At 33.9% G+C, this 23,198-nt stretch carries 17 protein-coding genes and 1 CRISPR repeat array; all 17 genes read left to right on the top strand.

From position 1 onward, the window contains the following. Position 1: 1 nt before the first annotated feature. The 17 genes from HMPREF9225_RS07705 to HMPREF9225_RS07625 all read left to right on the top strand — a co-directional run bounded on the left by HMPREF9225_RS07705 (position 2) and on the right by HMPREF9225_RS07625 (position 23,197). Positions 2-2,143, top strand: a complete 2,142-nt coding sequence (locus HMPREF9225_RS07705; RefSeq protein ID WP_008902374.1) for a RelA/SpoT family protein — start codon at positions 2-4, stop codon at positions 2,141-2,143. Continuing rightward, on the top strand, positions 2,143-2,592 hold the full coding sequence (gene dtd / locus HMPREF9225_RS07700) for a D-aminoacyl-tRNA deacylase (protein ID WP_008902373.1): 450 nt from the start codon (positions 2,143-2,145) through the stop codon (positions 2,590-2,592). The genes HMPREF9225_RS07705 and dtd overlap by 1 nt, the downstream gene beginning before the upstream one ends. Next, the gene (locus HMPREF9225_RS07695) at positions 2,593-3,231 is read left to right on the top strand and encodes an MBL fold metallo-hydrolase (protein ID WP_008902372.1); all 639 of its coding nucleotides are present in this window, start codon (positions 2,593-2,595) and stop codon (positions 3,229-3,231) included. Then, entirely contained in the window at positions 3,231-4,865 is a 1,635-nt protein-coding gene (locus tag HMPREF9225_RS07690; RefSeq protein WP_008902371.1) for a putative manganese-dependent inorganic diphosphatase, read from the top strand. Before HMPREF9225_RS07695 ends, HMPREF9225_RS07690 begins: the two co-directional genes overlap by 1 nt. Before the next feature lie 13 nt (positions 4,866-4,878). Beyond that, positions 4,879-5,457, top strand: a complete 579-nt coding sequence (locus tag HMPREF9225_RS07685) for an HD domain-containing protein (RefSeq protein ID WP_008902370.1) — start codon at positions 4,879-4,881, stop codon at positions 5,455-5,457. Between the two features lie 357 nt (positions 5,458-5,814). Then, positions 5,815-8,562, top strand: coding sequence for a CRISPR-associated helicase/endonuclease Cas3 (locus HMPREF9225_RS07680; protein WP_008902369.1), 2,748 nt, complete (start codon positions 5,815-5,817; stop codon positions 8,560-8,562). Positions 8,563-8,565: 3 nt separating this feature from the next. Further along, positions 8,566-10,296, top strand: a complete 1,731-nt coding sequence (locus HMPREF9225_RS07675) for a type I-E CRISPR-associated protein Cse1/CasA (protein WP_008902368.1) — start codon at positions 8,566-8,568, stop codon at positions 10,294-10,296. Beyond that, positions 10,280-10,879: a type I-E CRISPR-associated protein Cse2/CasB gene (gene casB, locus HMPREF9225_RS07670; RefSeq protein ID WP_008902367.1), complete on the top strand. Its 600-nt coding sequence runs from the start codon at positions 10,280-10,282 to the stop codon at positions 10,877-10,879. Before HMPREF9225_RS07675 ends, casB begins: the two co-directional genes overlap by 17 nt. Continuing rightward, the gene (cas7e, locus tag HMPREF9225_RS07665) at positions 10,872-11,951 is read left to right on the top strand and encodes a type I-E CRISPR-associated protein Cas7/Cse4/CasC (protein ID WP_008902366.1); all 1,080 of its coding nucleotides are present in this window, start codon (positions 10,872-10,874) and stop codon (positions 11,949-11,951) included. The genes casB and cas7e overlap by 8 nt, the downstream gene beginning before the upstream one ends. After that, on the top strand, positions 11,944-12,642 hold the full coding sequence (cas5e, locus tag HMPREF9225_RS07660) for a type I-E CRISPR-associated protein Cas5/CasD (protein ID WP_008902365.1): 699 nt from the start codon (positions 11,944-11,946) through the stop codon (positions 12,640-12,642). The genes cas7e and cas5e overlap by 8 nt, the downstream gene beginning before the upstream one ends. Before the next feature lie 8 nt (positions 12,643-12,650). Next, positions 12,651-13,289, top strand: a complete 639-nt coding sequence (cas6e, locus tag HMPREF9225_RS07655) for a type I-E CRISPR-associated protein Cas6/Cse3/CasE (protein ID WP_008902364.1) — start codon at positions 12,651-12,653, stop codon at positions 13,287-13,289. Further along, entirely contained in the window at positions 13,286-14,230 is a 945-nt protein-coding gene (gene cas1e, locus HMPREF9225_RS07650) for a type I-E CRISPR-associated endonuclease Cas1e (protein WP_008902363.1), read from the top strand. Before cas6e ends, cas1e begins: the two co-directional genes overlap by 4 nt. A gap of 2 nt (positions 14,231-14,232) precedes the next feature. Then, positions 14,233-15,123 (top strand): type I-E CRISPR-associated endoribonuclease Cas2e, encoded by an 891-nt coding sequence (gene cas2e / locus HMPREF9225_RS07645; RefSeq protein ID WP_008902362.1) that lies wholly within the window; start codon positions 14,233-14,235, stop codon positions 15,121-15,123. A gap of 20 nt (positions 15,124-15,143) precedes the next feature. Beyond that, a CRISPR array of direct repeats spans positions 15,144-17,429; the repeat unit is 28 nt; unit sequence AATGTTCCTGCACACGCAGGGGTGATCC. Between the two features lie 338 nt (positions 17,430-17,767). After that, on the top strand, positions 17,768-20,161 hold the full coding sequence (locus HMPREF9225_RS07640) for a DNA translocase FtsK 4TM domain-containing protein (RefSeq protein WP_008902360.1): 2,394 nt from the start codon (positions 17,768-17,770) through the stop codon (positions 20,159-20,161). Continuing rightward, positions 20,154-21,488: a 30S ribosomal protein S12 methylthiotransferase RimO gene (rimO, locus tag HMPREF9225_RS07635; protein ID WP_008902359.1), complete on the top strand. Its 1,335-nt coding sequence runs from the start codon at positions 20,154-20,156 to the stop codon at positions 21,486-21,488. The genes HMPREF9225_RS07640 and rimO overlap by 8 nt, the downstream gene beginning before the upstream one ends. Next, positions 21,472-22,005 (top strand): CDP-diacylglycerol--glycerol-3-phosphate 3-phosphatidyltransferase, encoded by a 534-nt coding sequence (gene pgsA, locus HMPREF9225_RS07630; protein WP_008902358.1) that lies wholly within the window; start codon positions 21,472-21,474, stop codon positions 22,003-22,005. The genes rimO and pgsA overlap by 17 nt, the downstream gene beginning before the upstream one ends. After that, positions 21,992-23,197, top strand: a complete 1,206-nt coding sequence (locus HMPREF9225_RS07625; RefSeq protein WP_008902357.1) for a CinA family nicotinamide mononucleotide deamidase-related protein — start codon at positions 21,992-21,994, stop codon at positions 23,195-23,197. Before pgsA ends, HMPREF9225_RS07625 begins: the two co-directional genes overlap by 14 nt. Position 23,198 lies beyond the last annotated feature (1 nt).

Genomic DNA, 23,198 nt, shown 5'->3' with positions numbered 1-23,198 from the left:
TATGATAGAAGTATTATTAGATAAAGTAAAATCGTATAATGAACATGCAGACCTAGATCTAATCAAAGAGGCTTTTGACTTAGCGGAAAAACATCACAAGGGACAAAAGCGTAATTCTGGAGAGGACTACATCATCCATCCATTCAATGTAGCGCTTATACTTGCAGATATGAATATGGATACACCTACTATAGTTGCTGGTCTTTTACACGATGTAGTTGAAGATACAGATGTAACTTATGAGGATATCAAAGAAGAATTCGGCCAAGAGATTGCAGATCTAGTAGATGGGGTTACGAAGTTAAAAAAATTAAATTACAAGACGAAAAAAGAAAACCAAGCAGAGAATATAAGAAAAATGGTTCTTGCTATGGCGAAAGATATTAGAGTAATCATAGTTAAACTTGCAGACAGGACTCACAACATGAGAACTCTAGAGTACATGACCCCAGAGAAGAAGATTGAAAAAGCAAATGAAACCATCGAAATCTATGCGCCAATAGCGGATAGACTAGGGATGAGTAAAGTTAAATGGGAACTTGAAGATCTATCACTTCGTTACTTGGATCCAGACAATTACTACAAATTAGTAGATATGGTGAACAAGAGACGTAACGAGAGAGAAGACCTCATCAAAAAACTCATTGATGAAATCAAAGCCGAAGTTGAAAAGGCTGGTATAAAGGCAGATATTCACGGAAGACCAAAAAACTTTTATTCCATTTACAAAAAAATGATAATAAAGAAAAAGTCTTTTGATGAAATATATGATCTCCAAGCGGTAAGAGTGCTCGTAGATACAGTCAAAGATTGTTACGGGGTTCTTGGTGCTGTTCACAATCTTTATAAACCAATTCCAGGAAGATTTAAAGACTATATAGCAATGCCTAAGTCAAATAACTACCAGTCATTACACACAACTGTAATTGATAGTAATGGTGAGACTTTTGAAGTTCAAATCAGAACTTACGAAATGCATCAAACTGCTGAATACGGTATTGCTGCCCATTGGAAATATAAATCAGGAGCTACTAAGTCAACGTCATTTGACGAGAACCTAACTTGGCTAAGACAGCTATTAGAGTGGCAAAAAGACGTAAATGATGCAGATGACTTCATGGAAACGCTAAAGATTGACTTCTTCGCAGACGAAGTATTTGTATTCACACCTAATGGTGATGTGGTGAACTTGCCAGAAGGATCTACTCCAATTGACTTTGCTTATAGAATTCACTCCCAAGTAGGAAATACTTGTGTCGGTGCAAAGATAAGCGGAAGGATAGTTCCACTTACCTATAAATTAAAGAGTGGGGACATTGTAAGTGTAATTACAAACCCTAACTCCGGACCATCACTTGACTGGTTAAATATAGTTAAGAGTCCTCAAGCTAAGAAGAAAATCCAACAATATTTCAAAGTAAAAGACAGAGATAAAAACATTGAACGCGGAAGAGATATGCTTGTAAATGAAGCTAAGAGAATAGGATATAAACCTTTTGAATTTTTAAAGGATGAATGGCTTGAAGAAGTAAGATCTAAATTAAACATCTCAACCATCGACGATATGTATGCGGCGGTTGGTTTTGGGACTATCTCTGTAAATCAAGTTACTGCAAAACTAGTAGACATATATAAGAGAACTTACAAAGATACAGAAGATCCAACTGAACAAGTAGGAACTACAAGGTTCAATAGACCAAAACGCGGTGGAATTGTCATTGACGGAATAGATGATGTAAAGGTAAGATTTGCAAAATGTTGTAACCCGGTTCCAGGAGATGACATCATAGGTTATGTAACTATTGGCCGTGGAGTTTCTGTTCATAGGGCAGATTGTCCTAACTTAAAAGGAATAGACGAAAATAGAATTGTAGATGTTTCTTGGAATCAAACTGAATCAGGATTCTATTCAGCTCAAATAGAAGTTATGGCTTTTGAAAGGGCGACAGTTATTTCAGATATTGCAAATAAAATATCTGATTCTAAGCTCGAATTTTCATCACTTAGCGCGAGAAAAGGAAAAGACCATGAGCTTATAGTGGACCTTACTGTTGAGATTAAATCTATAAAAGAACTAGAAAAATTAATTGAAAAGATAAAGAAAATAAAACATGTTTACGATGTTTATAGAGTGGAGGCATAATGAGAGCAGTTGTTCAAAGAAGTTATGAAGCCAGTGTAAAGGTAGACGGAGAAACTATAGGGAAAATCGACTGGGGAATGGTCGTTCTTCTTGGTATAAAGGATACCGACACTGTTGAAGACTTAAATTATATACTGAGAAAACTATTAAATCTTAGAATCTATGATGATGAAAATGGAGTAATGAATAAATCTATAATGGACGTAGGAGGAAGCATCCTTCTAATCAGTCAGTTTACTCTATATGGAGATGTGAGAAAGGGTAATAGACCATCTTACTCAACTGCAGCTGGATTCGAAGAAGGAAGAGCTCTTTATGAAAAAATGATAGAAGAACTTAAAAATTCACAACTAAAGATAGAAACTGGATCCTATGGAGCAGATATGAAGGTATCGCTTATAAATAATGGACCGGTTACAATTTTACTTGATTCAGAGAAGGTGTTTTAAATGATAAATATAGAAAAGATGATACTTGGACCTTTTCAAACCAATTGTTATATAGTCTATGATGATGAAAAAAATGCGGTTGTAATAGACCCTGCAGACAATGCAAAAGCGATACTAAAAAAATTAGATGAATTACAGCTAAATTTAAAAAAGATTCTATTAACTCATGCCCATCCAGATCATGTTTGTGGACTTTATGACATAGTTCAAAAGAAAGATGTGCCCGTATACTTAGTTTCAAAAGATGTAGAAATGTTAGAGACTAATTCAAAATACTTTGGACCTATGCTTGGCATGGAAGTAAAAGATGTTACACCAGATGTTATTTTGAAAGATGGAGATGAAATAACTGTTGGTGAAATGAACTTCAAGGTTCTTCATACGCCAGGTCATACAGAAGGAAGTTGTTGCTTCTTATTAAATGGCAAAGATCTTTTCTCTGGGGACACACTTTTCTACACATCAATGGGAAGAGTAGATCTACCAGGAGGAAGTGAAGAAGCAATGATGAATTCACTTCTAAGACTTTCCGATTTAGATAAAGATATAAAGGTATATCCTGGTCATGGACCTGGAACAGATATCGGAAAAGAATTAAGACTTAATCCATATATACAAAAAGCGAAAGGTCTTTGGTAATGATATATATAACTGGACACAAAAAACCTGATACGGACTCAATAGTTTCAAGTATAGCCTATTCATATTTAAAAAATATAGAAGGAAATAAGACTGAGCCCATTAGACTAGGTGAATTAAATTTAGAAACAAAATTTATACTAGATTATTTCAACATAGACGTTCCTGAGTTAAAAGAAGATATTTTCCCAAGGGCGATAGACATAAATATGGACGATGCCATAGAAATAGAAGAAGATGCTTCTATCTTTGATACTCTAGATATTTTACAAAAGAAGAATTATAAGAGTGCATATGTTGTGGATAAGAACAAGAAGATGGTCGGACTAGTAACCATGTATGACATCATGGATAGATATCTAAAGTTTGCCAGTGAACATAATCTAGAAGGTAATATAAATTTAGAAAGTTTATCAAAAGTGCTAAGCGGTAAACTTATAAAAAATAATTTCAAAGGCATAAAGCCAGAGACAAAACTAACTGCCTATGCGATGGATACAGACCTTGCAAGAAAATATATAAGTCCTGGAGATGTAGTAATCGTAGGAGATAGATACAAAGCTAGAAAATCTGCTATAGAGATGGAAGTTTCTCTTATGATACTTGTAGGTGGTATAGATCTAGAAGAAGATTTAAAAAAGCTTGCAAAAGAAAAAAATGTTTCATATATCTTAACAGACTTAGATACGGTAGGGGCAGCTAAACTAATCCCACTTGCAACAAGCATAGATAAGATAATGAAAAAAGATGAAATAATAGCTTTCTATGAGGATCAAGAAGTATCCGAAATAAAGAATATTATGAAATCGACGAGATTTCGTCAATATCCAGTCCTAAATAGAAAAGATGAAGTCCTAGGAAGTATTTCAAGATTTAATCTTTTGAATCTAAAAGGACATGATTTGATATTGGTAGACCACAACGAAAAGACTCAATCTATCGATGGAATTGAAACGGCAAATGTACTTGAAATAATCGATCATCACAGAGTACAGTCCGTGCCAACAAACGAACCTATATACTTTAGAAATGAGCCTGTTGGAAGTACAGCAACCATAGTTTCTAAAATCTATTTAGAAAGACTTGTAAATATGCCAAAGGAAATAGCTGGAATACTTATGGCGGGGATAATTTCAGACACATTATTCTTTAAAAGTCCAACCACCACAGAAACAGACAAGAAGATACTTAAAATTTTAGAAGAAATCAGTGGAATCGATAGCAAAGAATTTGCAAAAGAAATGTTTAAAGCAGGAACCTCATTAAAAGGAAAGACCGTAGAAGAAATATTAAATATAGATCAAAAGAAATTTAATATATCTGGATACGACTTTCTAATATCTCAAGTCTTTACCATGGACGATGAATTAGTAGATGAATTAAAAGAAGATATTTCAAGGATAATGAAATCGACAGTAGAAGAAAAAAATATTTCAGGATTTGTAACCATGGTAACAAATATATTGGATGAATCATCTAAAGTTTTTATAGAATCATCTTTTTATAATGGAATAAAAAGTGAATTAAATCCTGAAGATGAGAGAAAAGTATTTGAGGTAAAGGGACTTCTATCTAGGAAGAAACAATTATTACCAGCAGTGACAAGAGGCGTCGACAAAGAAATTAAAAATTGATCTAGAGGACACAATGGAAAAATTACAAAAACAAATAGATTTTATAGTGGAAATTGACAAAATGAAATCTGTTTTTAGACAGACAAAAGTAATAGAAACTGGCAAGTTCGAATCCGATGCAGCCCATTCATTTCATGTGGCACTTATGGCGGATGTGCTAGCAGATTATGCGGATAAGCCAATCGATAAATCAAAAGTAATAAAGATGCTTCTAATTCATGATATCGTAGAAATAGACGCAGGAGACACCTACGCCTATGACTACGAAGGATATAAAACCAAAGAAGAAAGAGAAAAAAAGGCAGCAAATAGAATCTTCGGACTACTTGATGACGAAAAGAAAAAAGAATATATGGATCTATTTTTCGAGTTTGATAATCTAGAAACCGACGACTCACTCTTTGCAAATACTATCGATAGACTCCAACCAATCATGCTCAACTACTACAGAGGTGGAGGATCCTGGGAAGAACACGGAATAAAAATAGAACAAGTATATAAGAGAATAGAACCAATGAAAAAAATCTCTACAAAGCTCTATGAATATACAAAGGGTATTATAGACAATTACTTTTTGGGAGAAGAAAAGTAAAATTTAATTAAAATCTTTATATTCAATGTAGATTTGCGAAAATAAAAATATCTAGTTTAAGTTTAATATTATTAGAAATACTAAAGTTAAACGAATGAAAACAAAGCTATTAGAGTTCTTTATAAAGAAATTATAAAATGATATAATAAAAAGAAGAATTGTATTCCTGCAGAGCAGGTGTGATCCAGTATTAGTTTGGATTGTGCAACAGACAATTCTCAAATGCCCGCATAAGCGGGTTTTTTTATTACTCAAAAAATATTTTATAAATTTTAAATTTATAGTTGCAATTATATTTTAAATGTTGTATATTGATTTTAGAAACGTATTAGTTTGAATATAAATTGAGGATATAAAATGCTTGCAAAAAATTTCTGGGCAAAAAAATCTGACAGAGATGGAACTTTAAAATGGCTGTCAGTAATTGATCATCTTCAAGACACGGCTGGAATTATAGGAAGGCTTTGGGAGTTATGGCTTGATGATAGTCAGAAGAAGATGATAACAGAAAATTTAATATGTGAAGAAGATGGAAAGAAGCTTGCTACATTTATAGCCTATGTTCATGACATTGGAAAAGTAACTGCTAACTTTGTAACTAAAAAAAGCTTTACAAACTCTGAAGATTTAGATAGCGAAGTTTTAATTAAACTTGAACGATGTGGATTTAAAGGAATACATAATTTAGAACTTGCAAATGCAAACAAAAGCCATCACTCTATTGCTGGGCAAGTAATATTAGAAAAATTTGGCGTGAAAAGAGATGTTTCATCTATAGTTGGGAGTCATCACGGAAAATCTGTAAATTCTTTAGAAGATATCGAGTTACAGCTCAGTTCATACTCTGCAAACTATTACGGTGAAGAGAATTGCAGCAGTGATAATTTATTTAGAAAGGCTCAAGAAGAATTATTTAATTGGGCTTTAAAAAAATCTGGATACAGTTCTGTAGAAGATATTCCTGAGATTTCAGTTCCGGTACAGATGATACTAACAGGTCTTTTAATTATGGCGGACTGGATTGCAAGTAACGAGTATTATTTTCCCCTCATACCAATAGACGATGAAAGTGCTTGTAATCCTCAAGTTAGAATTATTGATGGATTTAATAAATGGAGGATGTCTGATACTTGGATTGCTGAAGATGTTTATGAAGCTTCGAAGATTTATGAAAAAAGATTTGGATTTAATACTCCAAGACACGAGCAACAAGTTTTATTTGATGTAATTGAACAAATAGATGAGCCAGGAATTATAATTTTCGAAGCACCAATGGGAATGGGAAAAACAGAAGCATCACTAATCGCAGCAGAACAACTTGCATGCAAAATTGGGAAAAGTGGATTATTCTTTGGCCTGCCAACTCAAGCTACAAGCGATGGAATCTTTCCAAGAATCAATGACAAATGGTTAAAGTCTATTTCTGAAGATATGGGAGAAAAACTTCCTATTAGACTTAAACACGGAAAATCTTCTTTAAACGATATTTATAGACATCTTTCAAGAAATATTTATGAAGATGATTTCACACCTGGTACATTTGTAAATGAGTGGTTTTCTGGAAATAAAACTTCTGTTCTAGATGATTTTGTAGTTGGAACGGTAGATAATTTTCTTATGATGTCACTTAAACAGAAGCATTTATTTTTAAGACATCTCGGTTTCAGCAAGAAAGTAGTAATTATAGATGAAGTCCATTCCTATGATTCGTTTATGGCTTCTTACTTATATCAGTCCATAAAGTGGGCAGCAACTTACAATATACCGATAATCATACTTTCAGCAACCCTTCCTTCAGAAAGAAGAAAGGAACTTGTAAAAAATTATCTAATCGGTAAAGGAATTAAAAATATAGAAATAAAAAAACAGCTTTCAAGTTTAAACACTGATTCTTATCCACTTATAACATATACAGATGGTGAAGAAGTGAGAATTTTCGATGAATTTAAGACTAAACACAGTAAGACCATCGAGATTATAAGAGAAGATTCAGAAAATCTATTAAATCTCGTTGAAGATTTCTCTAATGAAGGTGGAGTAATCGGGATAGTTGTAAATACGGTAAAGAAATCTCAAGAAATAGCAAAAGACTTGACCTTTAAATTTGGCGAAGAAAATGTGGAGCTTTTGCACTCATCATTTATAGCCACAGATAGAATAAAAAAAGAAAAGAATTTGATGAAGATTATCGGTGGAAAGATTGAAGACAGACCGAAATTCAAAATAATAATTGGAACTCAAGTGATCGAACAGTCCCTAGATATTGATTTTGATGTGATGATTTCTGATCTTGCTCCGATGGATCTACTTATTCAAAGGATGGGCAGATTACATAGACATAAAAATATAAGGCCAGAAATATTTAAAGAGCCAAAATTTTATGTTCTTGGAACATCAGATGTCCTTGATTTTGAAAAAGGATCAATAGCAGTTTATGATGGATATAATTTAACCAGAACTCAGTATTTCTTACCGGATAAAATTAATATACCAGAAGATATTTCTCCATTAGTTCAAAATGTATATGGAGAATCAGAAATTGAACTTAAGGAAGAATTACTGCCGATTTACAAAGATTACAAATATAAATTTGAAGCATATACTAAAAACAAAAAACAGAGAGCTGAAACATTTAAACTTAGGGAACCATATGAAAGGAGTAGGTTTACTGATGTGAATAATCTTATCGGGATGTTCACTACATCTAAAGATTTTTCAGGAAAATCAGAAGAACAAATCTATGCTCAAGTTCGTGATATAAAAGAAACAGTTGAAGTTATTGCGCTTAAGAAAGTTGGTGAAGGATATGGTATCTTTGGTGAAGATGTAGATATATCGAAAGATTTAGAAAATGTAGAAACATTAAGAGAGATTTCAAAACACACTCTTAGAATTCCTTCGAGTCTTACATTTTCTTCAGCTCAGGTGGATAGACTAATATTAAATTTAGAAAATTACAACAATAAATATTTAAGAAATTGGCAAGACAAATCCTTTTTAAAAGGTTGTCTAGGAATAATTTTCGATGAGGAAGGTGAGTTTTTATTAGATGGAGTTAGATTAAAGTATGATGAGAAATTAGGGCTTATGTATGAAAGGATGTGAAAAATGGGAAAGTATAATTTACTGGATGAAAAGTGGATACCTGTAATCTTAAATGAAAAAGGAAGCATCGAAAAAGTGTCAATACTAGAACTTTTTAAAAATGCTAGTAGTTATTTAGCTTTGGGTGGAGATACCGAAACTCAAAAGTTTGCATTGCTAAGATTTTTACTTGCTATACCTCAAACAGTGTATTCACGATTTGGAATTAATGGAGATCCCTATGAATTTTTCGAAGTAGATGAAAAATTCATGCAGATCGAAGAGGTAGAAGATGCGGATAGTGAAGATTATAAGTATGAACTGGGATCTACATGGTCAGATCTTTGGAAAGAAAAGAAATATTCAAAAATAATGTTTGATTATTTAGAAAGATGGAGGGATAGATTTTATCTATTCGATGATAAATATCCTTTCTATCAAGTTACAGCTGATGTAGTAGCTGAAGACAAGATAAATAAAGCGAGTCCAACATCTATTTCTGGAAAGACTATGAATAGAATCATCTCTGAAAGTGGAAATAAAATTGCTTTATTCTCACCTAAAAATGAATTCAAAAACAACAAAGAAATCTTAACAGAAGATGAAATCACAAGATGGCTCATTACATTTCAAGGTTATGTTGGTACGTCTGATAAAGTCATGTTTGGCAAAGAAAAATACACTGCTTCTAAAGGATGGATATATGATATCGGTGGTATATACTTGGAAGGGGACAACCTCTTCGAAACACTTATGCTAAATACTATCCTTGGAAATAGAGATAATTTCTATTATAAGAAACAAAAACCTTGTTGGGAATATTCAGGTCAAGAGATTATAGATAGGTATCTTGTAAAAAATGATCCTGACAATATTGCAGAACTTTACACCACTTGGAGTCGGGCAATCTATATAAATCCTGAAACAGATGTAGAAAAACCATTTGAAATGCAGGTGGTAAAAGTTCCAGACATAGACCATAGAGATATGTTTCTTGAGCCGATGACTGTGTATAGAGAAAATAAACAAGGGCCTAACAAAGATAGTTTCACACCTAGAAAACATATTTCAAATCAATCTATGTGGAGATCCTTTGGAAATATATTTTTAGCGGGAAGTGGTGAAGACAATGTTCAAATCCCTGGAGTAATAAGATGGTTTTCAGAAATTTCTGAAATAATTGGAAGGGATAAAATTATTACCATCAATGCAATTTCTATGGAGGATGATGGAAATGCAACTTCATGGATGCCAGTAGGAGAAATCCATGACAGACTAGATATTCACGACATAATCATTACAGATGGCAGAAATGATGGTTGGAATAACATAGTAAATGATGTAGTTGAAGAAACAAAGTTTGCGGTGAGCGTAATATATAGAAATCTACTAGCTGACATAAGCGATATGAGAAGATTTAAAGGCACCGGCTTTATAGATGAAAATATAAGTGAAATGTACTATATCATAGATCAGCCTTTTAGAAACTGGATATCTTCAATAGATGAAAATTCATCAAAGGAAGAAAAAGTATTCGAATGGAGAAAAACTGTTAAAGGTTTAATTTTAAAATCAGCAGAAGAGATTGCCTTAAAGTCTGGTTCAAGAGAGTATAAAGGCATAATCGTTAAAAGAAAAAATGAGCCTATAACAGAAAATTGCATAAAAAATTTAGCAAAATCATACTCCAGGTTTAAATACTTTTTAGATAAAAAAATAAAGACAAAGGAGGAGGAATATGCAGAATCCAAGTAAAAGACAACTCGTTTATTCCACAACGAACAAGATAATTTTTAGTTTGGAAGAAAGTAAAGAACTATCAAAAACCAAAGCTACACTTTCAAATCTTAGAAATTCTGTGGGTAGACCATCGGCAGAAAATCTAGAAGGAATAAAGCTTCTGTATCAGTTCATTCCAGAAGAATTTTACACTAAATACAGTAAACTAACTTATGAAGAAAATGCCATCTTAACAACTTTACAACTTTATGCGATACATCAACAATCTGAAATTGATTCGGTAAATAATACGGAAAAGAAAGATGGATGGGACAATGTAGGTGAATCGATAGCAGAAATTAGAACAGAAGATAACTTTTTATCACTAGATAGAAGGTTTAATGCAATGATAACCTCACAATCATTTGAAGAATTATCAAACCACCTAAGACAGTTAATCAAAATATTAAAAGGTTCAAAAGAACTTATTAAGATTAACTATCCAAAACTTGCCCAAGATCTATACGATTTTGCAAGAGGGTACGATGAAAGAGTAAGACTAAATTGGTCAAGAGCATATTATAGTAAAAATATTTCAAAAGGAGAAGAAAATGAATAAAAGAATTTTTATGGACATTCACGCAGTACAAACTTTGCCGCCTTCAAATATCAATAGGGATGACACTGGAAGTCCTAAGACTGCGCAATATGGCGGAGCTAGAAGAGCAAGAGTAAGCTCTCAATCATGGAAGAAAGCAATCAGAGAATACTTCAACAAAAACACTGCTCAAACAAATGTAGGTATAAGATCTCTTAATGTTGTTGAATACGTTGCAGAAAAGATAAACAACATAGATAGTTCTATAACTATGGAAGAAGCAATAAAAATGGCTGACGAAATATTCAACCTAGGAGGAATAAAGACTAAAGATAATAAAGTAAGAGCACTCTTTTTCCTAGGAGAAATTCAAGCTGTAAAACTTGCAGAAGCAGCTATTGAAGGTGTTAAAGATAAGAAGACCATCCAAGAAATATTTAATTCAAACCCAGCCATAGACATAGCTTTGTTTGGAAGAATGGTAGCAGACGATCCATACTTAAATGAAGACGCATCTTGCCAAGTAGCCCATTCAATTTCAACCCATGAAATTCAAACAGAATTTGATTTCTATACTGCAGTAGATGACTTATCTCCACAGGATAATGCTGGCGCTGGTATGCTTGGAACAATAGAGTTTAACTCATCAACCATGTATAGATACGCAAATGTAGCAGTGCATGATTTCTTAAATCAAGTTGGAGATAAAGAATCTACAATTAACGCATTGAAAGCCTTTGTAGAAGCTTTTTCAAACTCACTTCCAACAGGAATGTTAAATTCATTTGCAAACCAAACATTACCACAATTCATAATGGTAAGTATTAGAAGTGATAGACCAGTAAGCTTAGTAAGTGCATTTGAAGAACCAGTTAGATCTAAAGAAGGGTATGTGGAAGAATCTATAAAAAAACTTACGAAGGAATACAAAGAAGTAGAAAAATTTGTAGAAGAACCACTATTTACAATTGTTTTAAGTACCAGAGCAATAGAACTATCAGATGAATTTGAAAAAGCTGAAAGCATGAAAGATATACTATCAAAATTAGGAGAAAAATTAGCAGAAGTCATAGACGAAAGTCAAGGTGAATAGATTGAAAACCCTATTATTGAAATTTGCAGGACCACTTCAGTCCTGGGGAACTGACTCTAAATTTGAAACCAGGTATACAGATTTCTATCCTTCTAAAAGTGCGGTAATAGGTATGATAGCTGCGAGCTTCGGTTATAGAAGACACGAAGATGAAAAAATAAAAAAATTAAATGATTTAGACTTTGCGGTAAGAGTTGATCAAAGAGGAAACTTGCTAAGAGACTATCAAATAGCCACTGCATATAAACCGGATGGAAGATTTGAAAGAAACTATGTAACCAACAGATACTATTTAGAAGATGCAATCTTTGTGGTTGCAATAGGTGGAGAAGATAATTTTATAGATCAAATCGAGCACAGTCTTAAAAATCCATACTTCCAAACATTCTTCGGCAAGAGATCTAATCCTATAAATCCAGACTTTATACTAGACAAAACAGACTTAGGAGTAATAGAAAGCTTAGAAAATCTAAGCTGGCAGGCAGGGAACTGGTATAAAAGAGATTTCAAAGACAAGAGTAAGGTGGATTTAGAAGTCTATATAGACGGAGATTTATTAGAAGAATCCGTAAGTAAATTTAGAAAAGATAGAGTGGAATCTTTTTCTCAAAAAAATAGAAGATTCGGATACAGAGGAGAAAAAAGATACGTAGTTACATTAAGTGAAGAGCATGATGCTTTCAATTTCTAGGAGGAAAGATGTATTTATCAAGAGTTGAAATAGACTATGAAAATAGATTGGCATTAAAAGAATTAAATCACTTAGGTGCTTTTCATAATTGGGTAGAACAAAGCTTCCCAGAAGAAATTAAAAATAGTGAACGAAAAAGGAAACTATGGAGAGTAGATAGATTAAAAAATAAAAACTATCTACTAATAGTTAGTGAAGATAAACCTGACTTTGAAAGATTAGAAAAATACGGAGTAAAGGGGACAGCGCAGGCAAAAGATTATGATGAATTTTTAAATACATTTAAAAATAATGATAGAATGACATTCAGAGTAGTTTTAAATCCTAACAAGTCAATCTCAGATAGAAGTCTTCGAAGGGGAAAGGTAATTCCGCTTTTGCAGGAAGATGAACAGTTTAAATATTTGATAGACAGAAGTGAAAAAAATGGGTTTTCATTAAATAACAAAGATTTCTATATTCTTAAAAGTAACTTCGAGACACTATATAAACCAAATGGATTTAAATTGGATTTAATAAAGGCAGAATACCAAGGCGAATTAACCATAACAGATGTTGAAAAATTCAAAAATGCACTTACCACTGGCATAGGAAAGAAAAAAGCTTATGGATTTGGTATGATGACTGTAATACCGGTAATAAGATGAAAAAACAAGTAGGTGCTAAAAAAACAGAACTAAAGGAATTACCTAGAATAGGAGACAGGGTTAGTTTTATCTATATAGAACATGCAAAAATAAACAAGATTGATAGCTCTATAACCATAACAGATTATAGAGGGACAATAAGAATTCCAGTTGCTATAATAGGAGTATTACTTTTGGGCCCAGGCACAGATATTAGTCATAGAGCGGTAGAAATAATCGGAGATACAGGCACAAGCATCGTTTGGGTTGGAGAAAGAGGGGTCAGAAACTATGCATATGGTAGACCCCTTGCCCACTCAACGAAACTTTTGGAAAAACAAGCTAGCCTAGTAAGTAATACCAGGTCAAGACTAGAAGTAGCAAGAAAAATGTATCAGATGAGATTTCCGGGCGAAGACGTAAGTAAACTTACGATGCATCAACTTAGAGGAAGAGAAGGAGCCAGAGTAAGAGGAGTCTATAGAAGATACTCAAAAGAAACAGGTATTAAATGGGACGGAAGAGAGTATGACCCAGATGACTTTGAAAACTCAAACTTAGTAAATCAAGCACTATCAGCGGCAAATGTTTCACTATACGGAGTAGTCATGAGCGTAGTAGTAGCACTGGGAATGTCACCTGGACTTGGATTTGTCCACACAGGTCATGACAAAAGTTTTATCTATGACATTGCCGATCTATATAAAGCAGAACTGACAATACCGATAGCATTTGAAATGGCAAAAAACATAAAAGAAGGCGAAGACATAGGCTCAGAAACTAGAAAAAGAGTTAGAGATGAGATGGTAGACGGTAGAATTATGTCTCAAATAGTAAAAGATGTCCAATACTTACTAGAAATAGATGAAAAAGATCCAAACTATATAGAAACAGACTCCTTAAATCTATGGGATGACAAAGAAAAACTAGTAAAATATGGAATAAGTTATAGAGAGATTTAGACATGCCATTCACAGTAATAACATTGAAAAACACGCCAAAATCCTTAAGAGGAGATTTAACTAAATGGATGCAAGAAATAGCAACAGGAGTATATGTAGGTAATTTCAACAGTAAAGTAAGAGAAGAGCTATGGAATAGAGTAATAGAGAGCTCTGGAGTAGGAGAGGCAACTCTATCTTACTACAATAGAAATGAAATTGGATATAACTTTGAAACCCATAACACAGATAGACAGGTAATAGATTTTGAAGGAATACCATTAATAATTATAAAGTCAAAAGAAAAAATAGAAGAAGATGCTAAAATTCATGGATATAGCAACGCATCTAAATACCATAAATCCAAAAAGTATACAAGTATTGGAAATAATTATTCAGAAAAAACTTTTGTGTTTTTAGATATTGAAACAGATGGACTAGATGAAAAGACAAATAAAATAATAGAAATAGGAGCTATCAAAAGTGATTCAAAGGAAGAATTTCACAAAATAGTTAAAATAGATACCAAACTACCTAAAAATATAATAGAATTAACAGGAATAACGGACAAAGAATTGGAATCTGGAGAAAACATAAAAGAAATCTTAAAAGAACTGAAAGAATTTATAGGATTAGAAGATTTAGTAGGTTACGGGATAAAATTTGATATAAAATTTATAAATAGAAAATTAAAGTTAAATGGGTTAGACGTACTGACAAACAAAACATGGGATCTAATGGATTTTGTAAAAAGAGAAAAAAGCTTTTTAGAAAATTATAAACTAGAAACAGTATTAAAAGAATATGGGATCGATAAAAAAGTTCCTCATCGAGCACTCGAAGATTCAAAATTAATATATGAACTTTCAGAGAAAGTGCAAAAATTTCAAGAATTTTCAAAAAGAAAACCTTGAAAATTAGAGGAAATTTAAGTAATGTTCCTGCACACGCAGGGGTGATCCCGAAGTGGACAGTATAAAGCTTTAAACGCTGGAAATGTTCCTGCACACGCAGGGGTGATCCTAAGACCGCAGAACTGATAGCTAACTATTTCAAAATGTTCCTGCACACGCAGGGGTGATCCTAGATAAGATATACGGATATTTACCACGATTTAAATGTTCCTGCACACGCAGGGGTGATCCTCATTCTAAAGAAGATTTATAAAGAAATATGGAAATGTTCCTGCACACGCAGGGGTGATCCTATTTGATGCCTATTCCTGGTTACTTTGGGACAAATGTTCCTGCACACGCAGGGGTGATCCCCAAGTCCAGTAAATCAAATGAAGAATTTACTAAATGTTCCTGCACACGCAGGGGTGATCCCCTTGCAATACTTCTTATAAACCAATCATTGTCAAATGTTCCTGCACACGCAGGGGTGATCCCTTGCTGGATTATGACCCAGAGTTTGAAATTGAAATGTTCCTGCACACGCAGGGGTGATCCCAAAGGAAAAGACAGATTCTACTACTTTTTAGAAATGTTCCTGCACACGCAGGGGTGATCCTAACAATGACGGAAAATTCAAGAAGATTTCCAAAATGTTCCTGCACACGCAGGGGTGATCCCGACTACCGCCACAGGCAGCAACTACAAGAATAAATGTTCCTGCACACGCAGGGGTGATCCCGCACTTTGGACTAGAGAGATTACAAGGCTTTTAATGTTCCTGCACACGCAGGGGTGATCCTAGGGGGTAGCTTTTCGAATTTCGAAGCGTCAAAATGTTCCTGCACACGCAGGGGTGATCCTAAATCTGGCATTTTTTTCTACTTTACTTAATGAATGTTCCTGCACACGCAGGGGTGATCCTATGCGTCGCATGACGTACACTTACAAGCCCCAAATGTTCCTGCACACGCAGGGGTGATCCCTGGTATTGAAATCATGAAGAGGTGAAAAAAATAATGTTCCTGCACACGCAGGGGTGATCCTGAAGAGATTAGAGGTTTGGTGCTTGGAATTAGAATGTTCCTGCACACGCAGGGGTGATCCTCCCTATTGTTTGAAAAGATACTCTTTCGGTCCAATGTTCCTGCACACGCAGGGGTGATCCTGTCTGGGTCATTGATTTCGTATTTATAGCCCAAATGTTCCTGCACACGCAGGGGTGATCCTAGCTGAAATGTGTCAACCATTTGAAGTAGCAGAATGTTCCTGCACACGCAGGGGTGATCCCAAAGACAAATAAGTCCAGTAAACCAAATGAAGAATGTTCCTGCACACGCAGGGGTGATCCCACCCTCAAAGCATTGATATTATGCAGCTATAGAATGTTCCTGCACACGCAGGGGTGATCCTGACGATTAAACCAGGATATGATTTAACGGGTAAATGTTCCTGCACACGCAGGGGTGATCCCGCTTCAATAGAACACGTAGTCAAGAAACTAGCAATGTTCCTGCACACGCAGGGGTGATCCTACGGACTTAATGAGTCAATCAAGAAAGTGTACAATGTTCCTGCACACGCAGGGGTGATCCCTACCTGGACAAATTTTGCCCGTAGCGTCGAAGAATGTTCCTGCACACGCAGGGGTGATCCACCACTCGAACTTTAAGACGATCTACGTATTAGAATGTTCCTGCACACGCAGGGGTGATCCTACGGACTTAATGAGTCAATCAAGAAAGTGTACAATGTTCCTGCACACGCAGGGGTGATCCTCCATTTGCTTGCGGTTGGGAAACCGAAATGGAAATGTTCCTGCACACGCAGGGGTGATCCCAAGAAAATAGGACTCTAAGTCCAGTAAACCAAAATGTTCCTGCACACGCAGGGGTGATCCCTAGCGTATCTTCTGGTACTGCGTATGATGGGAAATGTTCCTGCACACGCAGGGGTGATCCCTGGCGAAGAAGAATAGAGGTGGCGAATGTTAAAATGTTCCTGCACACGCAGGGGTGATCCCTGACCATCGGATTTAAGAATAGCAAGTTCTGAAATGTTCCTGCACACGCAGGGGTGATCCGCGTCTACCCAGTAGGACATGATTACTTCTTCGAATGTTCCTGCACACGCAGGGGTGATCCTCTCCGAATAGGGAAGATGTGTGTATATCATTAAATGTTCCTGCACACGCAGGGGTGATCCTAAATATTTAGGTCAATTACTGAATGTCAATGAAATGTTCCTGCACACGCAGGGGTGATCCCAAGAAAATAGGACTCTAAGTCCAGTAAACCAAAATGTTCCTGCACACGCAGGGGTGATCCTAGACATAATCTGTTGCGGATTTTATTATGAACAAGTTTCCTACATAGACAATGTAACCTTAATTTAATTAGACTATAATATATTTAAAAATATTTACTTATTAATAAATTAATATCTAATTTTAATAAATCAACATCTAATTTTAATAAATCAACATTCATATTTTTTTTAACTTTCATATTATATAAATTAGTTGTAATTTAAAACTCTTTTTATTTTTTGCTTAATTAAAATAATGAATTAAATATACATATCTTAATAAAAAAGACGATTTGTTCTAAGGTATTTATAAGAAAAATAAGCCATAAATATGTTATAATTTACTTGAGGTGTAATTTTGAAAAAGAGAAGAGCAAAAACTAAATCTAAACCAAAAACTATAAGGCCGGAAATTGTAGGAGCAGTTCTTATATTCATTGGACTTATGTCATTTGTGAGTATTTTTTCTGACAAAATGGGATTTATCGGCAATTTTTTATATAAATTAAATACAAATTTAGCGGGTAGAGCGAATTTAGTAGTTCCACTAATTTTTATGTTTCTAGGAACTAGTCTAAGTTTTAAATCTCTTAGAGAAAATTTTTTAAAACATTTTGTGTGTTCTCTTATTTTATTTGTGTGTCTTATTATTCTTTTAGACACGGATAAAAGTGGAGACTACACTCTTATCGAAAGAATTCATTTTTCTAAAGAGTATGCAACAGTTGGTAAAGGTGGAGGAGTAATAGGTGCTTCTTTAGGTTTTTTCCTTTACAAGGCTCTTGGTGTGGTTGGCACATCGATTGTTATAAGTATTCTTGCTATTGGAACCATACTATACTTAATTAGATTTGATCCTCATAAGGCTAAAGAATTTATCTTTGATTTTTCTCAAAATACAAAAGAAAGTTTTGCAAATTTAAAAGAAAAAATCGTTGAGATGAAAAACGAAAGAGCTTTAGCTAAGGAAGAAAAGGAAAAGAATAAAGATATTAAGGATAAGAAAATTTCTAAAAAGAAGTCAAAAATTGAAAAAGATAATGAAGACGAACCTTCTTTAGAAATTATAGAAAATGATTTTGAAGATGATTCAGATGATGAATTACTTATAAATGTATATGATCAAAATACAAATGAAGCCATTAGTTCGGATAATAAAGAAAACTGCATTAAAGAGAATGAATCTTATGTAGAAGAATCTAAAGAAAAAGTAGAAACTAAATCTAAAAAGACTAAACTTCAAACCTATGATGAGATTATTGAAGATGAAAAAGAAGAAGAGGAGTTAAGCAAGGATATAGAAAAGTCCATGGAGGAAGAATATGTATATACTGCTCCTCCAATAGAACTTCTTGACAATATAGAAAATGAACGTGGGGACAATAGTGAGATTCTAAAAAATAAAAAAATAATAGAAGAAACTATGGAAAACTTCGGCATTGAATCAAAAATTGTAGCTATAAATAAAGGACCGGTTATAACTTCCTATGAACTTGAGCCATCTCCTGGAGTTAGGCTTTCAAAGATTGTTTCTCTTTCTGACAACTTGGCATTATCACTTGCAAGTTCTGATATTAGAATCGAAGCACCAATTCCGGGCAAATCTGTAGTAGGTATCGAAGTTCCAAACAAAACTAAAGCTGCGGTAACTGTTAGAGAACTAATTGAGTCAGATGAATTTAAAGAATTGAACTCTCATCTTCCTTTAGCTTTAGGGAAGGACGTAATGGGCAAGAACATAATTAGTACCATTGACAAGATGCCTCACCTATTAATTGCGGGTGCAACAGGGTCTGGTAAATCTGTATGCATAAATACGATTATAACGTCAATTATTTATAAGAGTTCGCCAGAGGATGTAAAGCTTGTACTAATCGACCCGAAAGTAGTTGAGCTTTCAATTTATAATGGCATTCCGCATCTACTTATACCAGTAGTTACAAATCCTAAGAAGGCGCAATATGCTCTTAATTGGGCTGTGCAAGAAATGGAAAAGAGGTACCAAGCCTTTGCTGAAAATTCTGTAAGAGACATAAAAGGTTATAACAAGAAGATGAAGAGTCAAGGCGAAAAAGAATTCCCTAGAATAGTTGTAATTGTAGACGAGCTTGCAGACCTTATGATGGTATCTGGACAAGAAGTTGAAGATTATATTGCAAGACTTGCTCAAATGGCAAGGGCGGCAGGTATATATCTTATAATTGCAACCCAAAGACCGTCTGTTGATGTAATTACAGGAACCATAAAAGCAAATATTCCTTCAAGAATTGCATTTGCTGTTTCGTCATCTGTGGATTCAAGAACTATACTTGATATAGGTGGAGCAGAAAAACTTCTAGGAAAGGGAGATATGATGTTCTACCCAGGTTTTTATTCGAAACCAAAGAGGGTTCAGGGTGCATTTATTTCTGATGAGGAAGTGGAAAGGGTAATAGACTTCGTAAAAGGCAATAACGCTAGTCAAATGACTGAGAAGAAAGAAAACTTACTCGATGAAATTGAGAAAAAGACAGAAGAAATAAAAGACAAAGATCCGCTTTTTGAAGAGGCGGTAAGATATATTTTAACGGATGAACAGGCTTCTATATCATTCTTACAAAGAAAACTTAAGGTAGGATATTCTAGAGCTGCAAGAATTGTAGATCAAATGGAAGAGGCTGGAATAATCGGGCCGCATGAAGGCTCTAAGCCTAGAACGATTATTATGTCACCTGAGGAAATAGAGAAATATCTGGGAGAAAGAAATGAATAAAGTATACTTTATCACCCTTGGATGTTCAAAGAATGACGTTGATACGGATCTTATGAACACCATTTTGGATGAAAAGAAATCAGAAGCAACAAACAATGTTGACGATGCAGATGTAATCATAGTTAACACCTGCGGATTTATAGAGTCTGCCAAAGAAGAATCTATAGATATGACATTAGAAGTAGCTTCTTATAAAGAAAATAAAAAATTAAAAAGTCTTATCCTTGCCGGGTGTCTTGCCGAGAGGTACTCAAATGAACTTATGAAAGAGATACCAGAAATAGATGGGATAATCGGAACTGGACATTTAAATAAAATAAATGAAGTTATAGATCTTTCATTAGAAGGCAAGAAGCCTGTTTTTATCGGAGATATAAATTCAGAATATTTAGAAGGAAATTTAAAATCAAAACAAGATATAAATATCACAGAATATGTAAAAATATCTGAAGGCTGCGACAATTTCTGCACCTATTGTATAATTCCTAAACTAAAAGGAAAGAATAGATCTAGAAAGCTAGAAAACATCGTAGGTGAAGTTAAATACTTGGTAGAAAATGGAACTAGAGAAGTAATTTTAATAGCACAAAATACCACTGACTATGGAATTGATCTATACGGTGAATATAGACTTGCAAAGCTTCTACATGAACTGGAAAAGATTGAAGATTTAAAATGGATAAGGGTGATGTACCTTTATCCAGACCATTTCACAAAAGAATTGATAGATGAATTTAAAAACAATAAAAAGCTTGTAAAATATGCAGATATCCCTCTTCAACATGTTTCAGATAATGTTTTAAAGAGGATGAACAGAAGAACCAACAAAGAAGATATCAAAAATCTTATAAAAACCCTTAGATCAGAAATTGATGATATGGTAATAAGAACCACATTTATAGTTGGTTTTCCAGGTGAAACTGAAGAAGATTTCATGGAGCTTTTGGAATTTATTAATTTTGCAAAATTAGATAGAGTTGGAGCATTCACATATTCAAAAGAAGAAGGAACTCCGGCTGCTAATCTAGAAGGACAGATTTCAGAAGACATAAAACAAGATAGGTTTGAAAGAATTATGATGGAACAGATGGGAATTTCTGAAGAGCTTTTGAATTCAAAAGTTGGCAAAGTTTTAGAAGTTTTAATTGAGGAAAAAGCCGATGATAAAACTTATATTGGAAGATCAGAGTATGACGCTCCTGAAATTGACACAGAAGTCATATTCACATCGGATAGAGAGCTTGAGATAGGGAGTTTTGTCAAAGTATTTATAGAAGATAGCCAAGAATACGAATTATTGGGAGTTTATAATGAACATAGCAAATAAATTGACTTTTATGAGAATGATACTGGTACCAGTGTTTGTACTATTTATGTATCTTCCAGGAGATAATTACAGAATGATAGCTACAATTATATTTGTAGCTGCATCGTTTACAGATTTTTTAGACGGATATTTAGCAAGAAAGAATGGACTTGTAACTACTTTTGGTAAGTTTGCAGATCCATTGGCAGATAAAATTCTAGTAGCAAGTGCTATAATACTTCTTTCGGAACTTGGAATCATCCCAGGATGGACTGTAATAGTAATAATTGCTAGAGAATTTGCAATTACAGGATTTAGAGTAATAGCTGCATCTGAAAATATAACAATCGCAGCAGGACCTCTCGGAAAGATAAAGACAGCAACTCAAATGGTTGGAATCATTCTTATTCTTTTAAATTACACTCCATTAGTTAAAATAGGAATAATACTTTATTATATTTCAGTATTCTTTACGATTCTATCAGGAGTAGATTATATTGTAAGGAATAAAGAGGTACTAGATCTTGAAAACATCTAATATTGTAGAAATTATTTCCGTTGGAGATGAAGTCTTAAGAGGATTTACTGTTAACACAAACGGTGCATATTTAGCGAAATATTTATTTGATAGAGGATATATAATCAAGTACCAAACAAATATAGGTGATAATGAATTTGATGTAACAGAAGCGATAAAAGTTGCATCTAAAAGAGCAAGCCATATATTTTTAATAGGAGGTCTTGGACCTACTGAAGATGATTTAACCAAGGAAATACTTGCAAAATACTTGGGAAGAAATTTAATCGAACATAAAGAAAGTCTATTAAACTTAGAAAAATATTATAAAGGTAGAAATAGAAAACTTACTAAATCTTCTAAAAAACAGATAATGGTGCTAGAAAATTCTACAGTTTTAAATAATTTAGTCGGCATAGCGCCAGGTGAAATATTAGAAGAAAATGGTATAAAATACTATTTATTACCTGGACCACCTAGAGAATTTCATTTCTTAGTGGATGAATATTTCGATAAATATTTAGAAAAGGAAGTCTTCTATTCAGAAAAAATAAATGTACACGCATTAGGAGAATCACCTATAGAGGTAAGACTTAGAAAGCTTGGAATAGATGGAGATATAACAGTTAATACCTATGCGAAAGGCGCATTCACAGAGATTGACGCAATCTCATATTCAAAAGACAAAACGAAGTTTGAGACTTGCATGAGTCTTATAAAAAATGAATTTAAGGGATTTACATTTGAAGAAAACTCATTAGAAGAAGCCATAGTTAAAAGGCTCATCGAAAAGGGTTTAAAGATTTCTTTTATGGAAAGCATAACAGGAGGTAGACTCGCTTCAAGCATCACTTCTGTTCCTGGTAGTTCAAATGTCTTAAAAGAATCTTATGTAACATATTCTAACGAAGCGAAGATAAAACTTGGCGTAGATAAAGATATAATAGAAAAATACTCTGTAGTTAGTAAGGAAACTGCAAGAAGTATGGTCGAAGCACTAGAAAAGATTACGGGAGCAGACATTGTAGTCTCCGTAACTGGAGAAGCAGGTCCTGTACCGAGTGTAAAAGATGTAGGAACGGTTTATTCCTCTATTAAATATAGAGATGAGATAGAAGATTTGTCGTTTAATTTCAGTGGATCAAGAGAAAATATTCAAAATAGTTCCACCACAAGCATATTATCACGTATACTTTTAATAATTGGAGGTTAAT

Origin of the sequence: Peptoniphilus duerdenii ATCC BAA-1640 (assembly GCF_000146345.1) — a bacterium.
In the GTDB taxonomy this organism is placed as follows: Bacteria; Bacillota; Clostridia; order Tissierellales; family Peptoniphilaceae; genus Peptoniphilus_B; species Peptoniphilus_B duerdenii.
This window is presented reverse-complemented; position numbering and strand designations above follow the sequence as displayed.

Bases quoted from the DNA above. Each gene is read 5' to 3' on its own strand.
- pgsA (WP_008902358.1), top strand. From the start codon at position 21,472: ATGAACATAGCAAATAAATTGACTTTTATGAGAATGATACTGGTACCA.
- cas7e (WP_008902366.1), top strand. From the start codon at position 10,872: ATGAATAAAAGAATTTTTATGGACATTCACGCAGTACAAACTTTGCCG.
- cas2e (WP_008902362.1), top strand. From the start codon at position 14,233: ATGCCATTCACAGTAATAACATTGAAAAACACGCCAAAATCCTTAAGA.
- HMPREF9225_RS07680 (WP_008902369.1), top strand. From the start codon at position 5,815: ATGCTTGCAAAAAATTTCTGGGCAAAAAAATCTGACAGAGATGGAACT.
- HMPREF9225_RS07705 (WP_008902374.1), top strand. From the start codon at position 2: ATGATAGAAGTATTATTAGATAAAGTAAAATCGTATAATGAACATGCA.
- dtd (WP_008902373.1), top strand. From the start codon at position 2,143: ATGAGAGCAGTTGTTCAAAGAAGTTATGAAGCCAGTGTAAAGGTAGAC.
- cas1e (WP_008902363.1), top strand. From the start codon at position 13,286: ATGAAAAAACAAGTAGGTGCTAAAAAAACAGAACTAAAGGAATTACCT.
- HMPREF9225_RS07675 (WP_008902368.1), top strand. From the start codon at position 8,566: ATGGGAAAGTATAATTTACTGGATGAAAAGTGGATACCTGTAATCTTA.
- HMPREF9225_RS07695 (WP_008902372.1), top strand. From the start codon at position 2,593: ATGATAAATATAGAAAAGATGATACTTGGACCTTTTCAAACCAATTGT.
- HMPREF9225_RS07690 (WP_008902371.1), top strand. From the start codon at position 3,231: ATGATATATATAACTGGACACAAAAAACCTGATACGGACTCAATAGTT.
- HMPREF9225_RS07685 (WP_008902370.1), top strand. From the start codon at position 4,879: ATGGAAAAATTACAAAAACAAATAGATTTTATAGTGGAAATTGACAAA.
- casB (WP_008902367.1), top strand. From the start codon at position 10,280: ATGCAGAATCCAAGTAAAAGACAACTCGTTTATTCCACAACGAACAAG.
- rimO (WP_008902359.1), top strand. From the start codon at position 20,154: ATGAATAAAGTATACTTTATCACCCTTGGATGTTCAAAGAATGACGTT.
- cas6e (WP_008902364.1), top strand. From the start codon at position 12,651: ATGTATTTATCAAGAGTTGAAATAGACTATGAAAATAGATTGGCATTA.